The organism is Arundinibacter roseus, assembly GCF_004348825.1.
Lineage (GTDB): Bacteria > Bacteroidota > Bacteroidia > Cytophagales > Spirosomataceae > Arundinibacter > Arundinibacter roseus.
Map to the genome: position 1 here is coordinate 1 of NZ_SMJU01000003.1, position 23912 is coordinate 23912.

14 protein-coding genes are annotated in these 23912 nt (G+C 46.0%); 13 read left to right on the plus strand and 1 reads right to left on the minus strand.

What is annotated here, in order from left to right; all coding sequences use genetic code 11:
- From EZE20_RS04940 to EZE20_RS04980, 9 genes are all read left to right on the plus strand, one after another.
- On the plus strand, positions 1-360 hold a 360-nt coding region (locus EZE20_RS04940; protein WP_165933407.1), incomplete at its 5' end, for a transposase family protein.
- Positions 361-725: 365 nt separating this feature from the next.
- Entirely contained in the window at positions 726-2357 is a 1632-nt protein-coding gene (locus EZE20_RS04945; protein ID WP_132115146.1) for a T9SS type A sorting domain-containing protein, read from the plus strand.
- 226 nt (positions 2358-2583) lie between these two features.
- Complete coding sequence (locus EZE20_RS04950; RefSeq protein ID WP_132115148.1) at positions 2584-3831, plus strand: efflux RND transporter periplasmic adaptor subunit; 1248 nt, start codon at positions 2584-2586, stop codon at positions 3829-3831.
- A 6-nt stretch (positions 3832-3837) separates the two neighbouring features.
- Positions 3838-5280 (plus strand): TolC family protein, encoded by a 1443-nt coding sequence (locus EZE20_RS04955; RefSeq protein ID WP_132115150.1) that lies wholly within the window; start codon positions 3838-3840, stop codon positions 5278-5280.
- Positions 5281-5289: 9 nt separating this feature from the next.
- Positions 5290-5952, plus strand: a complete 663-nt coding sequence (locus tag EZE20_RS04960) for an ABC transporter ATP-binding protein (RefSeq protein WP_132115152.1) — start codon at positions 5290-5292, stop codon at positions 5950-5952.
- A gap of 21 nt (positions 5953-5973) precedes the next feature.
- A complete protein-coding gene (locus EZE20_RS04965; RefSeq protein WP_132115154.1) occupies positions 5974-7224 on the plus strand; it encodes an ABC transporter permease in 1251 nt (416 codons plus the stop codon).
- A 44-nt stretch (positions 7225-7268) separates the two neighbouring features.
- On the plus strand, positions 7269-8435 hold the full coding sequence (locus tag EZE20_RS04970; protein ID WP_132115156.1) for an ABC transporter permease: 1167 nt from the start codon (positions 7269-7271) through the stop codon (positions 8433-8435).
- An 81-nt stretch (positions 8436-8516) separates the two neighbouring features.
- Positions 8517-9887 (plus strand): sigma-54-dependent transcriptional regulator, encoded by a 1371-nt coding sequence (locus EZE20_RS04975; protein ID WP_132115158.1) that lies wholly within the window; start codon positions 8517-8519, stop codon positions 9885-9887.
- Complete coding sequence (locus EZE20_RS04980; protein WP_132115160.1) at positions 9887-11173, plus strand: sensor histidine kinase; 1287 nt, start codon at positions 9887-9889, stop codon at positions 11171-11173. Before EZE20_RS04975 ends, EZE20_RS04980 begins: the two co-directional genes overlap by 1 nt.
- 16 nt (positions 11174-11189) lie before the next feature.
- Here the strand turns inward: EZE20_RS04980 and araD1 are convergent, their stop codons facing one another.
- Positions 11190-12194 (minus strand): AraD1 family protein, encoded by a 1005-nt coding sequence (gene araD1 / locus EZE20_RS04985; protein WP_132115162.1) that lies wholly within the window; start codon positions 12192-12194, stop codon positions 11190-11192.
- 877 nt (positions 12195-13071) lie between these two features.
- On the opposite strand from araD1, the gene EZE20_RS04990 reads away from it, so the two are divergent.
- The 4 genes from EZE20_RS04990 to EZE20_RS05005 all read left to right on the plus strand — a co-directional run bounded on the left by EZE20_RS04990 (position 13072) and on the right by EZE20_RS05005 (position 23877).
- The gene (locus EZE20_RS04990) at positions 13072-19056 is read left to right on the plus strand and encodes an SdrD B-like domain-containing protein (RefSeq protein ID WP_132115164.1); all 5985 of its coding nucleotides are present in this window, start codon (positions 13072-13074) and stop codon (positions 19054-19056) included.
- A gap of 177 nt (positions 19057-19233) precedes the next feature.
- Entirely contained in the window at positions 19234-19680 is a 447-nt protein-coding gene (locus EZE20_RS04995; RefSeq protein ID WP_132115166.1) for a DinB family protein, read from the plus strand.
- 313 nt (positions 19681-19993) lie between these two features.
- Entirely contained in the window at positions 19994-21529 is a 1536-nt protein-coding gene (locus EZE20_RS05000) for a SulP family inorganic anion transporter (RefSeq protein ID WP_132115168.1), read from the plus strand.
- A gap of 233 nt (positions 21530-21762) precedes the next feature.
- Positions 21763-23877, plus strand: a complete 2115-nt coding sequence (locus tag EZE20_RS05005; protein ID WP_132115170.1) for a pyrroloquinoline quinone-dependent dehydrogenase — start codon at positions 21763-21765, stop codon at positions 23875-23877.
- Positions 23878-23912: the final 35 nt, after the last annotated feature.

Sequence of the window (23912 nt, forward strand, 5' to 3'; positions counted from 1 at the left end):
AAATACTGGGCTGGAAAAACACATGATTATACAATTTTAAAAGAAGAGTTATCTCCATTACTTAATTGGTTTAAGAATTTGGACGTATATTTAGACTTAGGGTATTTAGGATTTGCAAAAGATTATTGCTGTAAATCTATTTTTATGCCTTCAAAATCCAAAAAATCTAGCCCATTGACAGAAGATCAAAGACATTTCAATAGACAATTATCAAGTCAACGTGTTGGTATCGAGCACAGTATAGGTGGAATGAAAAGATATCGTATCATATCTGACCGTATTAGAGCGCATAATCTTGACAACCACGATTCAGCCTTGGAAGCATGTGCTGGATTATGGAATTTTTACTTATCTAATTGAAAATCAGCATTGCATCAAGTCTAATTCTGTAAAGTGTCCCTTCAAATACATGTAACTAGTGATTTATTATAAAAAAATGGACACAATTGGGAGATTTTCATTAAAACTTTCAAAATGGAACAATAGAGCAAAAGATGGAACAATAGGGCAAGTATGAAAAGGAGGTTGTAGGGTATTTTCGACTAATCAAATTTAACAAAAGCAACAAGTACAATATGGAAAAAAGTAAATACCAAAAACCCAAACTCGTTACCTACGGGCTGGTCGGACAGCTAACGCTCAAAATCGGTTCAACCTCAGATGTGGGTGGCATGCAGCCAATGCCCTGAACTGTATTTTTATCACCATTAAGCATTTAAAATAATATGAAAAAAAATTTCTACATAGTTCTAATCTTAGTCTCCTTACAAATACAGGCACAAACACCCTCTAAAAGATGGACAGGAGCCGTTGACACCAACTGGGAAAATCCTGGCAACTGGAATCCAATGGGTGTACCAACTTCTGAATATTCAATAAGTATACCGGTAGCACCCGCCAATCAGCCAACACTTAATACCCTGGCTACTTTACGGGGTATATATTTATATGGTACCCTGACAATTGGGGTGACTGGTTCCTTATTACTAAATGGCGATACTAATGACACTTTTACATTGAATTTAGAAGGAGCTACCTTAATTAACAACGGGAATCTTTCGGTTGAAAATGCAGACATTGGTCCGGGTATACCTCTTCAAATATTTCTTTTTGGAGATAGCCAGATAATAAACAATGGGACGATGACTAGCGAATACACTCAGTTTTTTACATTTGCAGATTTTACTTCAAACAATTCGATCATTAATAATGGTACAGGTATAATCAGGTTGTCAGGTGCTGTTGTTACTAGTCCTATGCTCACTCTTAGGGGTACCAATGGTTCATTAACCAATAGAGGGTTATTTGAATCAACAACAGGAGGCGTTTTGTTCAATTTTGTAGGACCAGATATGACTGTAATCAATAGTGGTACGATGCGCACCAATAGTAATAGGTTTCCTGCATTACAGAATTCGGCGTATACTATTACCAACGAAGCCTGCGGGCAAATTGATCTGGGAAGTGCCAACGTTACTGTAAATGGGAGCATCATAAACAACGGGCTGATCCAAACGACGGGAAGTATAACCAATACGGGTACTTTTTCAAACGTAGGCGTGTTGAAAGCATCGAGTTTTACGAATTTCACCAATTTTGGTCTTCAAATTTCCAGCACGGTGACCCATCCCAATCCAATTTTTGCCTATGGTGATGGCAATAATTATTCGGTAGACGATATATATACAGACGAAGCCGCCACTACATTGGCTGGTACCTTTACAGGTACCAATACTTTTACTCCTAACAGTACCGCCACTACATTATATGCATTGGTTGACAATGGAACGTGTTCTTTTTCGGTCCCGTTTTCCTACAACCCCAGTCCGTTCCCAGTCAAACTGCTGGAATTTACGGGCGGCAGCGGGCCAACCTCTATTTTGATGCAATGGAGTACTTCGGAAGAAACCGCCAACAAAGGTTTTGAAATCATGCGCTCCACGAATTCAAAAAGCTGGGAACGCATCGGTTATGTGGCGGGAAGCGGCGATTCAAAAAGTACGAAAAGTTATGATTTTGAAGATTTGGCACCTAAAATGGGCATCAATTACTACCGACTTCGTCAGCTGGATCTGGATGGCGGCAACGAAGAATCGCGCATTATTGCCGTGCGATTTTTGGGTGAAAATGCCTTTATGGTCTATCCTAATCCGGTCGAAAATGATCTGTCGATCCGCATGCCGGCAGGGACAGATATACAAAAAGTACAGGTTCTGAATGCCGCCGGTCAGCCCATGAATGTGAATCTGAATCCGGCTTACGGACTTTCGCTGGCGACGCTTCCGTCAGGGTTATATTTTGTTGAAGTACAGACATTGGACGGCGGGCGGTTTATGGAGAAGATTATAAAAAAGTAAGAAACATTTTCTGGCATGTAGATAATTAGGGATTAGATCTCTTGAAAATCCGGACAAAACAAAGACGTTCTATTTGACACAAACCGTGCGATTTCGCACGGTTTTTTTTAGTGGTATGCTATATAAATTACTGATAATGAATGTATTAAATTCTGGCATGATCTTGTAATAAGAAGGGGTAATTAGCCATGAAAACAAGTTGTATTTACCCTAAAAATTTTCTCATATGGATCGTCAGGTTGCACCAGAGTTGGTGGCAAAAGAAAAACGAAAGAAATGGCTGCTGGGCGTAGGCCTTTTACTGGTACTGGCAGTTGCCCTCTATTTTTTCCGGGATTCCATTCGCAGTACCCTCGAACTTTCCCGAATCCGGACCGGGTTAGTGGGGCGGGGAACGGTTGAAAATACGTTAAGCGCAACCGGCGAGGTGGTTCCGGCTTATGAGCAAATCATGATCAGCCCGATTCGGGCAAGTATTAAGCGAGTTTTGTTACAACCGGGGGCGGCGATTGAGCCCGGCATGGCGATTCTGGAACTCGATAAATCGATGACACAGCTGGAAGTTGAAAAAAATGAGGATCAGTTGGAATTGAAAAAAAATAGTATCGAACAACTACGTTTGAGACTAAACAAAAACTTGTTTGATGCAGAAATTAGCGACAAAATAAAACTGCTGAATATCAGCAAACTAAAAGCCGATTTGGAAGATGCCCGGCGATTGCAAAAAGTAGGAGGGGGCACGCTCGAAGATATTACCCGCGCTGAAAATGCGTTGAAAATTGCGGAATTAGAAAAGAAACAACTCGAAAATGACCTGACTTACAACCGGGTTTCGATGTCGGCAAGTTTGCGGGAAACCCAATTGGCGGCGCAAATTGAAGAAAAAAACCTGCGCGAGCTGCAAAACAAGCTTCATAAAGCAGACATTATCGCTGACCGGAAGGGCGTCATTACCTGGGTAAACGAAACCATAGGGGTGTCCGTCAACGAAGGAGAAATGCTGGCACGAGTAGCGGATTTAGGTAGTTTCAGGGTCGAAGGCTCCTGTTCGGATGTGCACGCCGATCAGGTCAAGACCGGGCTTGGGGTACTGGTAAAAATTAACGATAAAACACTCCGCGGACTGATTACACAGGTAAAGCCTGCCGTCAAAAACGGCATCATCCAATTCACGATTCAATTAGTGCAGGCAAACAGCGAACTCTTGCGGCCCAATATGAACGTGGAGGTGTATATCATCACGAGCCAAAGTAGCCAAACCCTGCGCGTGGCCAATGGCCCGGCCTTTACGGGTAAACGAAAACAGTATGTGTTTGTCAGACAGGGTAACAAAGCAATCCGGCGGGAGGTTGAAATCGGGCTTTCAAATTTTGATTTTGTGGAGATTAAAAGTGGGCTAAAAGAAGGAGAAACGGTGATTTTGTCGGATTTGAACCTCTATGAGCATTTACAGGAAATAACCCTAACCAATTGATCCGCCATGAAAAAATTTCTTCTATTTGTAAGTTTACTTTGGGTTATTGAGCGAAGTTTCGGTCAGGTTCAGGAGTATTCGCTGGTACAGATTGTGGAGTTGGCACGTTCGCAGTCGCTGGCAAGCAAGCAGGCAGCCACCGAAAAGAAAACCAATTACTGGCAATTCCGGTCTTTTCAGGCAGATTTTAAACCCCAACTCGCGCTCAATGGCACGCTTCCGGGTTTTACCCGATCGTTTGTTGAAGTGGTCCAACCTGACGGTACGGTTGCTTTTCAACAAGTTTCCAACAATAATTCACAGCTGAATCTGGCATTAAGTCAAAATATCGGCCTGACCGGCGGGACGGTTTTTGTCCAGCAACAGCTGCAGCGATTTGATGACTTTGCCCGCAAGAACACCCGCTACAATGGCGTACCTTTTGCCGTTGGCCTGATTCAGCCATTGTTTCGGTTCAACCAAATGAAGTGGGATCGGAAGATTGAACCACTTAAATTTCAGGAAGGGAATCAACGTTACGTCGGCAGACTGGAAGAAGTTTCGTTGCAGGCTACCTCACTTTTTTTTGACTTACTGGTAGCGCAGGTTAATCAGCAAATGGCTCAAAAAAATAAGGAAAATAGCGACACTCTGTTTAAAATTGCCGAAGAACGACTCACGCTTGGCAAAATTTCCCAAAGTGATTTGTTACAACTCCAAATGGGGCTGCTTACAGCACAGAAAGACGCGGCCTCAGCCGGTCAGGCCGTAGAAGTGGCGACGCTGCGATTGAAAATGTATTTAGGGCTTCGGCATGAGGAGGCAATCCGGCTGGATATACCCAAGGAAGCGCCACAATTTGCCATTGACCCCCGGCAGGCACTTGACGAAGCCTTTGCCAACCGGGCAGATGCCATCGGATTTAGAAGACGATTGCTGGAAGCTGAGCTGGAAACCCAACGGGCCATTCGTGAAAACGGACTAAATGCCGCTCTGGAAGCGACTTTCGGCTTGTCCAATCAGGGCTCACGCCCACAAGATGTCTACATCAATCCACAGGACCGGGAATTTGTGCAGCTTCAATTTGTGCTTCCCATCATGACCTGGGGCCGTAACAAAGCCCGCACCGAAATTGCCAAAGCCAACCAGGAATTTGCCCAACAGGCCGTAGAGCAGGATAAGCTGACGTTTGAGCAGGAAATCTTTACGCAGGTTACCTTGCTGCAAATGCTGCAAAAACAGGCACAACTCACCCGCCTGACCGACGGCATTGCGGCCAATCGCTACCAGATTGCACAGGAGCGCTTCGTTCTGGGCAACCTCAGTGTAACGGATTTGGGCATTGCCATGCAGGAAAAAGACCGTGCCCGCCGGGACTATATTCTTGCCCTTCGCGATTACTGGCAATCCTATTTTACCCTTCGCTTGTACACGCTTTATGATTTTGAAAAAAAACAAAAACTAAATTAACCATTCGCCATGATTCATTTAAAGAACGTTGAAAAAGTCTACCGCACGAGTTCAATTGAAACCCTTGCACTGAGCAACATCAATTTACACATTCAAAAAAAGGAGTTTGTTTCCATCATGGGACCGTCGGGCTGTGGCAAAAGTACGCTGCTCAATATCATGGGCCTGCTCGATGCGCCAAGTCAGGGAACGATGGAACTGGATGGAAATCCGGTAAATAATTTTCAGGATAAGGCGCTCGCCCGGCTACGTAATGAAAAACTTGGGTTCATTTTCCAGAGCTTTCACCTAATCAATGATCTGTCGGTGCTCGACAATGTTGAAATTCCTTTACTCTACCGGCGCAGCAGTGCCCGGGAACGGCGATTGCTGGCACAGCAGGCCCTGGAAAAAGTAGGGTTGAGCAACCGCATGAGCCATTTTCCCAGGCAGCTTTCGGGAGGGCAAAAGCAGCGGGTGGCCATTGCCCGCGCCATCGTGGGACGCCCCGAAATTATTCTGGCCGACGAGCCAACGGGAAATTTGGATAGCGCTATGGGCAACGAAATTCTGAGCATTTTGCAACAGCTCAATTCCGAAGGCGCCACCATTGTGATGGTTACTCACGATGAAGCTATGGCCAAACGGACACACCGTCTTGTTCGTCTTTTTGATGGTTCACAGGTTTTATAACACTCTAACTCTTGCCCAGATATGCTACTCAATTACCTGAAAATAGCCTGGAAAGTTTTGCTAAGGCATCCTTTCTACACCTTTATAACACTTTTTGGAATCACGCTTACACTCACCGTGTTGATGGTGCTGACATCTTTTCTGGATCACCTTTTTGGGGCACATTACCCCGAAGGGAACCGCAACCGCTCGCTGTATATCACGATGATGATGCAAACTGACTCAGCGCGGGAATCGGTAAATACGGGTCCGTACTCGTTTCAATTTTTGAAGCGCCATGCCAAGACCTTGAAAAGTGCCGAGCGGGTTTCGATTGCCTCCATGTTTGGGTTTAGTAACTCTTACGTGGGTGGAAAGCGAATTAAACTCAATACAAAATTTACAGATGCAGATTTTTGGCACGTGACCAACTATAAATTTTTGGAGGGAAAGCCTTACAACGACCAAACCATTGCTCAGGGCGAACGTGTAGTTGTCATTACAGATGATCTTAAAAAACAATATTTCGAGGAATCTACGGAATCGGTGATCGGTAAAACGATTGAAATTGAGAGCATTACTTATAAAGTTATGGGTGTGGTCCGGGGCGGGCCACCGACCCGGGTGTATACTTACGCCGATGTATTTTTTCCGTACACCGCACCCAAAAGCAACTACCAGAATGCTGGCATGCGGGGCGGATATCAGGCAATCGTTCTGGCCAAAACGCCAGGTGACCGGCCAGAAATTCAGGCCGAATATGACAACGCCATCCGGCAGATTCCTCTCCCGGCCAAAGAGAATGGCTTTACTTTTTCAGTCATTGTGGCTAAGGCAGACACTTATTTTGATGGTTTTTTACGCACCTTCCTACGGAGCGATAATGAACCCAATCGACTGGCATTTTACGGAATAGCGTCACTTGTTTTGCTGATGTTTATGGGTCTTCCGGCCATTAATCTGGTTAACGTAAATGTTAGCCGAATGCTCGAACGTGCCTCAGAAATCGGAGTACGGAAAGCTTTTGGAGCTCCTTCTCAGACGCTCCTTGGGCAGTTTATCATCGAAAATATCTTCATTACCTTCATCGGCGGTGTATTTGCCCTGGGCCTTTCGTATCTGATTATTTACTACATCAATAGCAGCGGACTCATTGCTTATGCCGACCTGACGATCAATTGGGTAGTATTTGTTACGAGCCTGGGAGTTTGTCTACTTTTTGGGCTGTTGTCGGGGGTACTTCCTGCGCTGAAAATGTCACGGCTCAAAATTGTGGACGCATTAAAAGCCTAGATTTTACTCATTGGGAAATTTGACATTTTAAAATTTTATTAGCCATGATCCGTCATTTATTTAAATTAATCTGGAACAAAAAAGGGGCGCATTCCCTGTTAATCATTGAGATATGGGCATCGTTCATGGTGCTTTTTGGGGTGCTTTCGCTGATCATTTACAATTTTACAAACTACCTTCAACCCATTGGTTTTTCCTACGATCGGGTGTGGGTGGTGGATCTGTCGAATAATCAGGATACGGTTGGGGTGGCAGCCAAAAATCAGCGGATCTTTGATATGATCTCTGCGTATACCGAAGTGGAAAGCGCCAGCCGTATGTCCAACAACACGCCCTTTTCTGCTAATCAAATGAATAATAACGTTACCTACAATAAGATTTCAGCCGTACCGGACATGTACGAAACGGATGATAACCTGTACGAAACCCTTGATTTAAAACTTTTGGCCGGACGGTGGTATCGAAAGGAAGATCAGGTATCCAAGTTCCGGCCCGTGGTATTGAATAAAGTATTGGCAGAAAAGTTTTTTCAGGATGAAAACCCCTTGGGAAAAATTCTCAGCAAGGAGGACAAAAAGCCATTTAAAGTCGTTGGAATCGTGGATACCTTCAAAGCTAAGGGTGAATTTATGAGCAATGCGCCCGCTATTTTCGTGCAAAACGAATCAATGTCGGATTGGGTGCAACCCATTTTAATCAGGACCCGGCCCGGTACCGACGCCACCTTTGAAGCCAGGCTTGTCAAAGATATTGCTGCCCTGGCACCCGGCTGGGGAATTGAGGTTAGTTATATGACTGAAAGTCGTCAAAATCGACATAAATTGACACTCATTCCAGTAATCATTTTTCTGATAATCAGCGGATTTTTGTTGACAAATGTTGCGCTGGGTTTATTTGGAATTCTCAATTTGAACATCTCCCGAAGGCGCAGCGAAATCGGTCTGCGTCGCGCAATGGGTGCAACAGGCTGGAATGTGACCTTGCAGATTTTGGGTGAAATGTGGACGCTTTCCCTGTTTAGCATCCTCATCGGCCTGCTCTTTGCCGTACAGTTTCCTTTACTGCATGTTTTCGATTTGGCAGCAGGCGTGTACCTGTGGGCAATGGTTGCGGCTCTGCTGACTATCTTTGTCATTGTAACCCTTTGTGCCTGGTACCCTGGTCAACAAGCTGCCCGCATTCATCCGGCCACAGCTTTGCATGAGGAGTAGAAAATTCTTAGGCGTGTAGTACAATTTATATTATCGATTCCGAAAGGTTCTAGGCTTCATAGAAATTTTTTCAGATACGTTATGATTTTGATAGTAGATGATGACCCGGCGATTCGAACTTCTATGTCGCTGCTGCTCAGGCAGGAAGGGTTTGCCGTGCAGGGGACCTCTTCTCCGCAGGAAACGCTGAATTTTATTAGCCGTCAAACTCCCGAATTAATCATTCTGGATTTGAATTTTTCCATCGAAACCTCCGGAGCGGAGGGCCTGCAATTGCTGGCAGGAATAAAAGAGATACGTCCGCACGTTCCCGTGATCCTGATCACGGGATGGGGATCTATCGAGCTGGCTGTCAAGGGAATGAAGCTAGGAGCCAGGGATTTTATTACTAAACCCTGGCAAAATTCCTATGTCCTGCAGACAATTCGTACGTTATTGCATTTGGAAGAAACGCCTCGTCCTTCGTCAACCCGGCAGCAGTTGGATCAGCACTATGCCTTCGATTCGGTGGTTGGAAACGATGCTCAGCTTTTGGCACTGTTGGATACTGTGGGCCGCGTGGCAGCAACGGATGCGCCCGTGCTGATAACGGGAGAAAGCGGTACCGGGAAGGAATTGATCGCTGAGGCGATTCATCAAAACAGCAAACGCAAAGGCCGGCCCTTTATAAAAGTAAATTTGGGCGGAATTTCTTCAACTTTGTTTGAAAGTGAGCTTTTCGGACACGTTAGGGGAGCTTTTACCGATGCCCGTACCGACCGTGCCGGACGATTTGAAATGGCAGATCGGGGATCTATTTTTTTGGATGAAATCGGTGAGCTTGATTTGTCGAGTCAGGTTAAGCTTCTGCGGGTGTTGCAGGAGCGGACCTTTGAACCCTTGGGCAGTAGCAAAAGCCGCACAGTCGATGTGCGCGTGGTGTGCGCCACCAACCGAAATCTGGACGAAATGGTGCAGCAGGGTACGTTTCGCGAAGATCTTTTTTACAGGATTAATTTGATTACAGTTAAACTACCGGCGCTGCGTGAGCGGGCCGGGGATATTCCTTTACTTGCAGAGTTTTTCATCAATAATCTAAAAACGATCTATCAGCGTCCCAGCCTGCAACTTGCACCGTCGGCTGCGGCATGGCTCAAAACGCTACCTCTGCCCGGCAATATCCGGCAGTTAAAAAATATGGTGGAACGGACGGTTCTGCTGTCGCGCCACAATGTACTGGAAGTAGCGGATTTTCAGAAAAACATGCATCCCGAGAAACCTTCCTTTTCCCGTCAGACATTGCCCGAAGTGGGAAGTATAACCCTGGAAGAAATGGAGTATCAAATGATCCGTAGGGCTATGGAGTTTCATCAGAATAAAGTTACCAAAGTAGCTCGTTCTTTGGGCATCACCCGATTTGCGCTGTACCGGCGGCTCGAAAAATATGGTATCACCTATGAATCCGAAGACTAATGAAATGGACTGTTCGTCGGCAATATATCCTCTACATAGTGGTTTTACACGCCGTTTTGCTGTTTTTAATGTACCGTTTGCTGGCGGCGGATAAAGTATATTTCATTGCCTCAGAGGTATTTCTGCTGATTTCGGTAATCGTTTCCATTATCCTGTTCCGAAGCTTTATGCAGCCCAATGCCTTTGTGCGCTCGGGAATCGAAGCCATTAAAGATAAGGACTTTACCGTTAAATTTGTACCCACCGGAAAAGGTGAAGTTGATGCGCTAATTGAGGTATATAATCTAATGATTGACCAGCTTCGGCAGGAACGAACCCGGTTGTTTGAGCAGCATTTCTTTCTCGAAAAGCTCATTGCTGCATCTCCCATTTCGATCATTATTCTGGACTTTGACAATCGGGTAGAGCAGCTAAATCATAAGGCTCAGCAGCAGTTTGGAGCGGAAGCTGGAATGCTTGTTGGTAAATTTCTTTCAGAAAGTAACGTGCCGTTGTTGCAGCAACTCGACCAAATCCCCAACGGCGAATCACGGATCATTCGCCAGAATGGAATGGAAACGTTTAAGGCTCAGCGCTCAAATTTTATAGATCAGGGGTTCAGCAGGTCTTTCTTGATGATTGAAGAACTGACCACCGAACTGCTTGAATCTGAAAAGATTGCCTATGGAAAAGTGATTCGAATGATGGCGCACGAAGTCAACAATACGCTGGGTGCTACGGATTCTATTCTTCAATCGGCCATTGAGTTTTTTCCAGACCATGATCCATTTGATATAAAGGACGCGTTACGGGTTGCCAGCGAACGTAACCGAAGATTGGGACGATTCATGCGAAATTTTGCTGATGTGGTGCGGCTGCCTAATCCTCAATTAAAAGAAGTTGATCTCACAACATTGATACGCGATATTGTCCACTTTATGCAACCTTTGGCCGAAGCCAGGAAAATTCATATTGAAATTGAAAAGCAAGTACCACTACGAAGAATGGCCGATGCCGCACAATTAGAGCAGGTGCTGGTAAACATACTCAAAAATGCGCTGGAAAGCTGTCAGCCCGAACAGCAGGTCCTGATTGAACTGAATGCAAAGCAAATTTGCATTCGTAATAACGGCAAACCCATTTTACCCGACGAAGCTGCGCATCTTTTTCAGCCGTTTTACAGCACCAAACCGCACGGACAAGGAATTGGCCTGACTTTGAGCCGTGAAATTTTGCATAAACATGGCTTTACGTTTTTGCTCCAAACCGGTGCGGACGGCTGGACTCAATTCACTATTAATTTGTAAAATTGATAACGAAAACTCAGTAAAGACTTTTCACTTCAATTGGTCGCTCCTGAGATTGATCATAGCGAATCAAATTTCGCAGCGGGCGACCCATCCCTTCCCAGCTAACAAGCATTTCGTCGCCATCGATCAGGGAGATATTTTCGCCAAAACTGAAGGCATCTGCTCCCAAAAAATGGATGTGCATATCCCAGGGTATGCGGTGATTTTCATACTTAAAATGGTGATATTCAAGATTTTCCAGGCTGTGTGTCCGGTGGCTTTTCCCGGTATGAATGCTTTTCTCCCACCGAATTTCACCCGCCCGCAGTACGGCAACCCGGCCTGAAAATTGGGGCAAATCAGCCGTTAACACCAGCTCGGGTCCGAGTGAACAGGTTCTTATTTTGGAAGGTGCCAGGTATAAATAATTCATCTTTTCCATCACATGATCCGAAAATTCATTGGCCGTGGCGAAGCCAATACGGCAGGGAACTCCTTGATCATCATTGATATAGACTGCCGCAAGTTCAGGTTCTTCTCCACCATCCATGCCGTAATTGGGCACAAGCAGTGTTTCGTTATGGGCTTTCAGAACCCGACCATTACCCTTATAGAACCATTCGGGTTGCACACCTACTTGTCCGGCAGCAGGCTGCCCGCCTTCTACACCCGACAAATACATTTTCATGCTGTCGGTTAGTTCTTTTTGAGAAGCAGTATCATGCATTTTCTGACGGTTTTCGGCACTTGCCTTGTGGGTAAGTCCAGTTCCGGAAAGCATGCAAAACCGAGCATCCTGCGGATGATCCGCAGCCGGCAGCAACTGCCATTCCGATTGGCCTATATACACCTGTTCATACCGGATCGTTTGGCTGGAAAGTGAATCACCAATGAGCTGAATGAGAGATTGCTGCTGTTGAATTGCCGATTTGGCCAATGAAAAAATACTGTCAAACGTGAGAATGACCCGTAAATCGGGTTCCTCTACCACGGCTACCCGGCGGCCGTAATCGGGATGTGTAAGTTGAACCAGTCGCATTGTAAGGTTTATTATTTAAAGCAGATTTGGTATCAATCCTACGCTTGTACCGCACTAACAATGTTGTATTACAAACTTCTTCACCCTACCTATCCCCTCACGGCATCCCCACTTCATCCATTTTCTGTATTCGTGTTACTGTATTTGGATTGCCTGGGAATGTATAAAAAGATGTAGTGTAGCTACATGTTACAGTAGCGATGTATTTTTGGGTTGAGTGATAGGTTGCAAAAAGCGACTGCGTTGAGAGTTTCTGACGTATAGAAATTTAAAATGGTATCATTTTTGTAAACCAAAATCTCCTGAAAATGTAGCAAAATTCTAAGAAAAACCTCTATTGGCGTCCTGAATCTTTTAAGAAGAAAGCATGAAAATGTTGTATATTTTAAATTTAATAGGGTTGATGTAGTACTGTTGATAGTTCTGGTTTGTTTAAAAAATGAATTAAAAATGTAACTAAAAAATAGAATTGTTAATTTGCCAAAACTTCTATTTAGGTCTTTACATTCTGAAATATTTACTATTTAACTAATTGATAAAAAAACAGATGTGACATAGAGAACTTATTTGAAGTTCTTTCGTGTGTGAAAAAAGTGCTGTGAATAATACTTCTCGGTTTAATATTTATTCTAATTGACAATAAAAAAATATAACTAAAAAGTTAGTATAAGACACCTTGGTTGTAAGTCAAAAAATACATAAAATGGCACTTTAATTGCTTAAAGATGTAGTATTGTTGCGATGGATTTAAGCTTAGCCAGGTCTATCAGTTTTTTAATCACACTAATAAAACTCTTTGTATGCACTTCCCTTTTTCCTGTCTCGTGGTCAATCCACGGTGCCTTTCCATACACTCTTTCCTAATTTACAACTAAGTATGATGAAACATCTACGTCCATTTCCGGGCAATTCCGGAAAGCAGACTCGCTATGGAATTAATCCGCAGGCGTTGTATTTGCTGTGTCTTACGATTTTATTTCTGGCAGGTTTTTCTCCGAAAGCTCAGGCACAATGTTCACTTCTAATTCAAAAAGTGGATGTTTCGGGCTGTTACCTCGTGGGCGGTCAAAGTAAAGCAACCGTTAGCGTAGAAATTGGCTGGACCAACGCACCTTCGGGTGAAAGTATTGAAGTAACACTTGACGGGCAGGTCAGGACCATTAAACCGGGCTTGATTACTGTCGTTTATCCACAAGTACCCGGGAACCCGGACCGTATCGGAACTACGACAATTGTGACACCACAAGTAGTCGCATTTGAGGTTGATGCGGATGGAAGTTCTAACAACCTCGTGGAAGTTTCCTTTGAAAATACTACATCATGCAGTGTTACGGCTACCTATAATGTGCCTTCCGCATGCACTGTTCAGCTCTGCGATGGTACACATTTGGGTGGGATTGTGTATAAGGACTTCAATGATGATGGTATTCGTGCTCCGGGTGAAACTGCCGGAGTAGGCGATGTATTGGTTACGGCAACGGCTTGTGACGGAACGGTGTTTACCGCAACTACGGACGGATTCGGGAATTATTTAATGCCTATTCCGACGGATAAGTATCCCGTGCGGGTAGAGTTTTCCAACATTCCCTCTGTCTATAATTTAGGTGTAAGCGGGACGGATTCCCGGACATCGGTTCAGTTTGTCAATGCTCCGGACTGCGGGGTTGATTTGGGTATCATCAATCCGATTGATTTTTGTTCGGATCAAAATCTGAATGTGTTCGTTCCCTGCTTTACTTATGGTGATCCACTGGTTGTGGGAAGTAGTTCCTACGATTCGGATGCACTCGTGACAATCCCCTATGGCGTTTCGTCTCTTACATTTGAAGGAGAGGCGCCCATTGCCAAAGCAAGTGAAGTGGGAACGATATGGGGATTGGCCTACAATAAATATACACGTAAACTTTTTCAAAGTGCTACTTTGAAACGGCATGCCGGACTTGGTCCACTGGGTTTGGGTGGATTATACGTAACAGATTATTCCATCCCCGCAGCGCCAACTACGAGTCCTTTCCTGAATGTGAAAGATGACCTCGGTATTGAAATCGGCTCAATTGATAGCAATTCTGATCGGGGTTTGGTGGGTGACCGAACCCAGCCTAGCCGGGACTCTCAATCTTTTGCAGAAATTGGAAAAATTGGCATCGGAGATTTGGATATTTCTGATGATGGAAATAAGCTGTGGTTTGTCAATATGAACAATAAAAAATTGTATTCTATTGACATTTCCCAGTACAATACAGACGGGATTACCAAACCTACACTCACAAATGTTGACTCAATGGCCATACCAGCAACCTGCGTCGGGGGGGAGTATCGCCCGTGGGCATTGAAGGTTTATAATGGCAAAGTATACGTGGGAGGTGTATGTGATGCTCAGACTTCCGGCAACAAATCAGATTTGCGGGCAACAGTTTATGAATTGGATGGAAATTCATTTACCCAAATTTTCGATTTCCCGTTAACGTACCCAAAAGGATACCCCGCCGCCGGGAGTATCAACATAACCGGGTGGTATCCATGGACGGACGTTTTTGCAGATTTGCTGGATGGCAGTAGAACCCTTCGACACCCGGTGCCGATGTTTACGGATATAGAGTTTGATATTGATGGGTCGATGGTTCTGGGTTTTGGCGACCGGACTGGATGGCAGGGAGGCGATCAAAACTACCGCCCCTACGTGACCACTACAACTTTGTATGAGACAAATTCACAGGCAGGGGATGTGCTCAGGGCATACAATTCCAACGGTACATTTGTGTTGGAAAACAATGCAAAGGCAGGTCCGAATACAGGTTACGGCGTGAATAATTCGCAGGGACCAGGCTTTGGCGAGTTTTATAACGACGACTGGATTCAGGAAAATGGTACGGTAGTCTATCACGCCGAAGAAGTGATGGGCGGACTGGCTCTAAAACCCGGCTCGGGAAGCGTTGTTGTAACGACAATTGACCCTGTCGACAGGCATCCTTTTGCGGGTGGTGTACGGTACATGGACAACACGACCGGCCTGGTAACAGGTGCGTATGCGGTATACATTACTCGTGGTCCGGATGGAAATCAAAACCCCGGTACTTTTGCCAAAGCAACCGGCTTAGGTGATATTGAGCTGAGTTGTTCGACAATTGAACTTATTGAAATCGGTAACCGGGTTTGGGTAGATACGGATAAAAACGGGGTGCAGGATGCCTGCGAAAAAGCGCTGAAAGATGTATCTGTGGCTCTTTACAAGAACAATTCGCTGATCGCAACCACCAAAACAAATGCAGACGGAGAGTATTTATTCCGTAGTCAGGCCTCATTAATTGGAGGGACATGGGTTGGAACTGACGCAGATTCGGTCCTGCTTCCAAATACGAAATATACCGTCGTTTATGGGGTAAACGGACAGTTTGCCGATGATACTTTGCGGGTTGATGGGGTTGGTAAATTCATCCTGACCGTTCAAAATAGTACTGACGACGGGGGGAATGACAGAATTGATTCAGATGCATTCATGTTTTCTATTGCGGGTGGCATGTACCCGGTAGATACCGTGACAACCGGTGTTTTTGGTACGGTCAATCATACACTTGACGCTGGGTTTTACTGCGTTTTCCCGTCCGCTGAAACTGTTGTAGCTACTCCTGCCACCTGTGATTTAAATACCTCTAATGATGATGGAAAAATTAAAATAACTTCGATTGTTTGTGCAGATAAATTCGCATTCTCCAAGGGGGCTACCTTTACAGGTCCTTCGTACGCAGCTGCAACTGTCCTTGATGGGGATAGCCTTCTAATTTCGGATTTGGCAAATCCCGAAGCTGCTCAGGATACATTTATGGTTCGTTTATACAATGGGGAATGCTGCTATAAAGATGTGCTGGTGATTTTGCCCAGGAAAGAATGTGTCACAGGCAGCCTGGGCGACTTGGTCTGGAAAGACCTGAACGACAACGGTCAGCAGGACGACGGCGAGCCGGGTGTGAATGGTGTGAAGGTGATTCTATGGTCAGCTGTTGGCGGTGCGCCGGGTGCAAAACTCGATTCCACCACCACCGCCGGAAATGGCGCGTACAGCTTTACGAATCTTTTGGCTGGTGATTATATTGTACAAATCGACGTTACGACGCTTCCCGATTCCTGCCTTATTTCTTCGAAGAAAAATGAAGGTGGCGACGATGAAAAAGACAACGATTTCACAACCGAAGGTTTGAGCGAAGTTGTAACGCTTGATCCAACATTGACTGGACTTAACAAAGACAACCCAACAATCGACGCGGGTTTAATTTCACCCAAAGGCAGCCTGGGCGACTTCGTTTGGAAAGACCTGAACGACAACGGGCAGCAGGACGACGGCGAGCCGGGTGTGAATGGTGTGAAGGTTATTCTATGGTCAGCTGTTGGCGGTGCGCCGGATGCGAAACTCGACTCAACAACTACCGACGGAAGCGGAGCGTATAGCTTTACGAATCTTCTGGCGGGCGACTACATCGTACAATTAGACGTAACTACGCTGCCTGACTCGTGCCTGATTTCTTCGAAGCAAAATGAAGGTGGTGATGACGAAAAAGATAACGACTTCTCAACCGAAGGTTTGAGCGACGTTGTTACGCTTGATCCAACATTGACTGGACTTAACAAAGACAACCCAACAATCGACGCGGGTTTAATTTCACCCAAAGGCAGCCTGGGCGACTTCGTCTGGAAAGACCTGAACGACAACGGGCAGCAGGACGACGGCGAGCCGGGTGTCAACGGTGTGAAGGTGATTCTATGGTCAGCTGTTGGCGGTGCGCCGGGTGCAAAACTCGACTCCACCACCACCGCTGGAAACGGAGCGTATAGCTTTACGAATCTGTTGGCGGGCGACTACATTGTTCAGATCGACGTAACCACACTTCCCGATTCATGCCTGATTTCACCGAAGCAAAATGTCGGTGATGACGCAAGCGACAACGACTTTACCACCGCTGGACTTTCGCCGGTTGTAAGTCTTGACCCAACGCTGACGGGCTTGAATAAAGACAACCCAACAATCGACGCTGGTCTGATTTCTCCCAAAGGTTCATTAGGCGACTTCGTTTGGAAGGACCTGAACGACAACGGACAACAGGACGCAGGCGAGCCGGGTGTGAATGGTGTTAAAATCATTCTGTGGTCAGCTATTGGCGGTGCGCCAAATTCGAAACTCGATTCCACCACCACCGCCGGAAATGGCGCGTACAGCTTTACGAATCTTTTGGCTGGTGATTATATTGTACAAATCGACGTAACGACGCTTCCCGATTCATGCCTGATTTCATCGAAGCAAAACGAAGGCGGTGATGAAACGAAAGACAACGATTTCACTACCGAAGGTTTGAGTGAAGTGGTAAGTCTTGATCCAACGCTGACAGGTTTAGATAAGGATAATCCAACAATCGATGCGGGTTTATATTCGCCTTGTGTACAGCCGGTCGTTGCTTCTATCGATCCGGTGGCGGCAAGTTGTGATGGCAAAACGGCTAATACCGATGCTTCTTTCAGTGTAAGTGGAATTGTTGGCGGTAACCGCTATACCTACGCTACCTCATTGGCCGGATTGTCAACTTATGCAGCGGCTACTTCATTAAATGGCGCATCCTTTACCATCAATGGCCTACCCAATCCTGGTTCAGCGAGCGGTCAGGAGTACATTGTGCGGATTTTTAATGGAAAAGATGATTGTTTCACCGACATCACGTTGACGATTCCTTTCCGGGATTGCAGCGAGGTGTGCGTCAAGCCTGCGGCGGGTGCCGATGTGTTCGTTTGCAAGCCCGAAACCACTACCGATCTTCCCGACGCTGCCGCCGGTGAAGAATGGATCAGTACAGCACTTAACCCGGTAGGTGTGAGTATAGATGCTCAAACCGGAATTGTTAGCGGTCTGAACGAAAGCGGTGTGTACATGTTCATACTGCGTGATGCTGCATTGGGTAGTACATGTTCAGATACCGTTTTCGTTTTCCGGGGTGTACTCGAACTACCCAACCAAACGACCTGTTTTGATACGCTTACGCTGCCATCCGTAGCGGGTGCTACCTGGACGGTAGCGGCTGGAAACCTGGCGACGATCACGGCGGATGGTAAAATCACTGGCATGGCTGTAGAAGACATGAGCTACGCTTTCATTGTTAGCAATGGACAATGCAGCGATACGATACTTGTTCAGCGATTGAATTGCGACAAGATTTACGATTTGGCATTGGACAAAGCAATCGATAAAAAACTGGCGATGCTGGGGGATACTGTTACCTACACAATCCGGGTTTGGAACGAAGGAGAGGGGACTGTTCACGGCATAGAAGTAACTGACAGTCTCAGTGCCGGAGTTCAGTACCTGAGCAGTATGGCTGACATCGGAACCTACTCGCAGCTGACCAAAAAATGGAGTTTCGACAGCCTCGCAGTTGGCGATACGGCAAGTTTGCAAATCAGCGTGAAAATCATAGCCGCAGGCGTATGGTTCAACACAGCCGAGATCACGGACATGACCGAAGAAGACGTAGACAGCACACCCGGCAACGGCGACGAAACGGAAGACGACATAGATCGTGAGTGCTTTACGGTACCAATACTACTGTGCCGCGGTCAGGGAAGTGCTTTGGTTCTAAACGTTCCACAGGAGTATTCCGGTGTGGTTTGGTTCCGACAAGAGCAGGGAGGACAACCCGTGCAAGTGGCAATTGGCAATTCCTACACGGCAAGCGAAACCGAACTGGGAAGCTACGAGTACACCTTCACATCTACGTCGGGAACGTGCCCGGCGGAAGGTTGCTGTCCGGTGGTAGTGGTGGTAGAAGACTGCTGCCCGGCGGAAGTTTGTGTACCATTTGTGATTACCCGAAAAGTAAAATAACCGTAAACCCTCTTTGAATTTGGTGCTCCTGCTTTCTGGCGGGAGCACTTTTTTTGTACATCTGATTTTTAATTAGTCCTGCAAGTGACTTCGGTCAGGGGTAAAAAAAGTTTAAAACACTACTATTGCGTAATGAATTGAATCATTTATAGGAAGCAAACTTTACTACCAACCGCAATGCAATCAATGAACATTCACCTATGGCTGGAAGCCCGGACGCGGTTTTCAAATCTTCTTGGCAGCATCTCTAAGGATGATGTACATAAAAGGATAGGAGATTGTCCCAATAGCGCAGGCTTTCTGATTCGGCATGTAGCGGATGTGGAACTTCTTTTCAGTAAAAATGTATTTGGACAAAAAGAACTAAAAGTTTCAGCCAAAACGGTTATTGCACAAAAAGATACCGGCGAATGGACTGATCTTGAAGAATTGTTGATCTATCAGCAACATGCCTTTGATATGCTTAAATCCGGTATTCTATCCCAAACAGAGGCTGATTGGCAAAGGGAAATCACAACCAAAGAGTTTGGTACCAAAACGCTTGCCGAAGCTTTGGGACGGATCGTCTCGCATACTGCTTATCATGCCGGGCAACTAGCAATTATTTTGAAATATGGGAAATGACCAAAGTCTTTCGCTCAACCTTAGTACTGTTAGGGTTATAAGTGCCTAGAATTAGCTTTTATAAAGAACTTATACGTCAAATTTTATAAATAGACTCTATAAATTGTATATTTCTAAGATCTTCGTCACTTTTGCAGCTATTCTGAATTGACTAGCTATGACCGAGGTATTTTGTACTCCACCCTGAATTTCTTCTTTGTCCCATTCTCCCGGTACACTTCGTACTAATTTTTCATTCTTTTTTCTAAATAAATACAAGGCTTGCCCGCCAGGTAAGTACGTGTTTACTGCATTTCATTTTTTATAAAATTACATGAAACAATACTTTAAGCTATTTGAATTTTCTCAAAAAGTAGACTATAAAATCGAAATTTTAGCGGGTCTTACCGTAGGAATTGCCCTGATTCCAGAAGCCGTTGCCTTTGCCCTGATTGCAGGCCTTTCGCCTTTGACCGGGCTTTATGCGGCCTTTATGATGGGACTGGTAACGGCGATTTTTGGCGGCAGACCGGGGATGATTTCTGGTGCAACGGGTGCTATTGCGGTCATTATTGTTGCGCTGGCCAAGACACACGGGGTTGAGTACATCTTTGCTGCCGTCATTTTGAGCGGACTAATTCAGGTGTTGGCCGGTGTATTGCGGTTGGGGAAATTCATTCGTTTGGTGCCCCATCCAGTGATGTTCGGGTTTGTGAATGGCCTGGCCTTAATCATATTTTTATCCCAACTTGATCAATTCAAAACTCTGGGAAGCGACGGCACTTTGCACTGGATGACAGGTCCGAGTCTACACCTGATGCTGGGTTTGGTACTACTTACGATGTTCATTATCTGGGCATTGCCCAAATTTACCAAAGCCATTCCCTCTTCTTTGGTAGCAATCCTGATTATTGCAGCATTGGTCATTGGTTTTGGGATTGATACAAGAACCGTTGGCGACATTGCTTCCATACAGGGCGGATTTCCTCCTTTCCATATTCCTAACGTCCCCTTGAACTTCCAAACCCTCGAAGTTATTTTTCCCTATGCCGCAATTATGGCGGGAGTTGGTCTTATCGAAAGCTTGCTAACACTGAACCTGATTGACGAAATAACTCAAACCCGTGGCCGTAGCAATAAAGAGGCCGTGGCACAGGGAGCGGCCAATATTCTAACCGGCTTGTTCTCGGGTATGGGCGGTTGTGCGATGATTGGGCAAAGCCTTATTAATATTTCGGCGGGTTCCCGGGCGCGGTTGTCGGGTATTGTGGCGGCGGTTTCGCTGCTGCTTTTTATTATGTTTGGTGCTTCGCTCGTCGAGCAACTTCCTATGGCGGCCCTTACTGGCCTGATGATCATGGTGTCTATTGGCACGTTTGAATGGGCAAGTTTTCGTATGATTGGCAGCATGCCCAGGGCAGATGTTTTTGTAGGAATTTTGGTGGCAGCCATTACGGTTCTGCTACACAATCTGGCGCTTGCTGTGTTGATTGGCGTTATAATTTCTGCCTTAACTTTCGCCTGGCAGAATGCCGTACGCATTCGGGCCAGAAAATTTGTGGATGAAAACGGAGTCAAACATTACCAAATCATGGGGCCACTGTTTTTTGGATCGGTCATGGCATTTAACGAGAAGTTTGATGTTACAAATGATCCTGAGGAGGTGATTATTGATTTCAAAGAAAGTCGGGTGGCGGATATGTCAGGCATTGAAGCCTTGAATAAATTGACAGAACGCTACGAACTTGCGGGTAAAAAGATACATTTAAAACATCTCAGCGCCGATTGTCGGCAACGACTCCGAAAAGCCGAAAAAGTCGTGGATGTAAACATTATTGAAGATCCCATCTATCAGGTCATGTTGGACTAATGGAGCCAAACTTTCCTAGATATGACCAAATGACCTTTCCCCAAACGGAGAGGTCTTTTTTTGGTAAAATTTTTATTACCAAGACTACCGGGAAATTTCGGATAAACTCACTTTTAATTACAGGAGAAAAAGAGGCATATGTGTTTTTATAAAAACCCTCCAAGCCCTAAAAGGGCGCAATCTATCAGCGCAGGGTGCAGCCCTGCGTGCTTTAAACGAAAATTAAAACAATCATGCAAAAACAACGTACATGGATGTGGTATGGCATCGGCATCCTGTTGCTGACCCTAACAATCGGATTTAACGGCAAATCGGTAAATCAGGACGTGGATTGGCCGGAGTATCAGGGCGATGCAGAACGAAGTCATTATTCGGTACTCAACAACATTACCCCACAAAATATAAAAAACCTGAAAGTTGCATGGACGTATGCATCCGGTGGTGCCGATACGGTAGGCAACCGCAGCCAAATGCAATGCAACCCCATCATAATTAAGGGTATTCTGTATGGCGTTTCGGCAGATACACAGGCATTTGCCCTTGATGCGGCTACGGGAGAAGAACGCTGGAAAACAAAATTTGAAGGTCAAGGTGGCATGACGAGCCGGGGCGTTACCTACTGGTCGGACGGAAAGGACGAACGAATCTTTTTTGGATTGGGAAAATGGGTGTATGCGCTGGATGCCAAAACCGGAAAAGTACTTTCTGACTTTGGAACCGGCGGACGCATTGACCTGAAAACGGGTGTAGAACGGCCTGGTGCAGATGATTACATTCGGTCCAACACGCCCAATACGATTTATAAAAATCTGCTGATCGTGGGTGCGCGGGTGTCTGAAAATGAGTTTGCCCTGCTAGGCGATATACGGGCCTATGATACCCGCAGTGGAGCCTTGGTCTGGACGTTTCATACCATTCCAAAGCCGGGCGAATTTGGGTATTCCAGCTGGCAGCCGGCCAACCCGCGCGAGCGGCTGGGCGGTGCCAATGCCTGGGCAGGTATGGCCATTGACCGGGACCGGGGCATTGTGTACATTCCTACGGGATCGGCGGCGTTTGATTTTTACGGAGGAAACCGCACGGGCGATAATCTCTACGCCAATTGTCTGCTGGCCCTGGATGCCGCCACGGGCAAGCGGCTGTGGCATTTTCAACTGGTGCATCACGACATCTGGGATCGTGACCCGCCCACTACACCCAATTTGGTAACCGTATTGCATCAGGGAAAAAAAGTTGATGCCGTGGCACAGATTACCAAGCAGGGGCAGGTGTTTGTGTTCAACCGGGTAACGGGCGAACCACTCTTTCCCATTGATGAAAAATCCTTTGACTATGAGGCCATGCCGGGTGAAACTACCGCCAAAACGCAGCCAATTCCCCGAAAACCGGCTCCATTTACCAGGCAGTCCTTTACCGAAAAAGATATTAATCCCTGGTCAAAAGACAAAGTCAGCATCGCCCAAACGCTGAAAACGGCCCGAACGGGCAGTCCATACATTCCGATAACGGGCCAAATGACCTTATTTTTTCCCGGAACGGACGGTGGGGCTCAGTGGGGCGGCGCGGCGTCAGATCCCGAAGGAGTGCTCTATATTCCGGCAAAAGAAAATCCCTGCTTTTCGTCGCTCGTACCTATTGAGCAGGCTGCAAATCCGGCCAATCAGACCGGCAAAGAATTATATAGCCGCTACTGCTCGGCTTGTCATGGCAACGAAAGACAGGGCAATCACGACGGATCGTATCCGTCTCTGGTGGGCATCGGTAGTCGCCTTTCGCCGCAGGCCATTCGGCAGGTTTTGGAGCAGGGGAAGGGTATGATGCCTTCTTTTTCTCATATTTCGGAACAAGAAAAAAAAGCGATTCTGGATTTTCTATCGGATAAAAAATCTATTTCCGTCGTGGCGAAATCAAACAGCGGCCGGCTTCCCTACAAGCACACGGGTTATAACCGGTGGTACGATCAGGATGGATACCCGGTGAGCGCACCACCCTGGGGGACGCTCACAGCAATTGATCTCAATACAGGCGAGCACAAATGGCAGGTGCCGCTAGGTGAGTATAAAGAATTGACCGAACGGGGAATTGCACCTACCGGAACGGATAATTATGGCGGACCACTCGTTACAAGTAGCGGACTGCTGTTTATTGCGGCTACCAAAGACGAGCAGTTTCGTGCCTTTGATCGCCTTACGGGCAAAATTCTGTGGCAGACCCAATTGCCGTTTGCTGGCTACGCAACACCCGCTACATATTCGGTGAATGGTAAGCAATACGTGGTAATTGCCTGCGGAGGTGGTAAGTTAAAATCTGCTTCAGGTGATGTGTACGTTGCGTATGCACTTGATTAAAATTGGTTTATTTATAGCTCATTTAGCATAAAGGA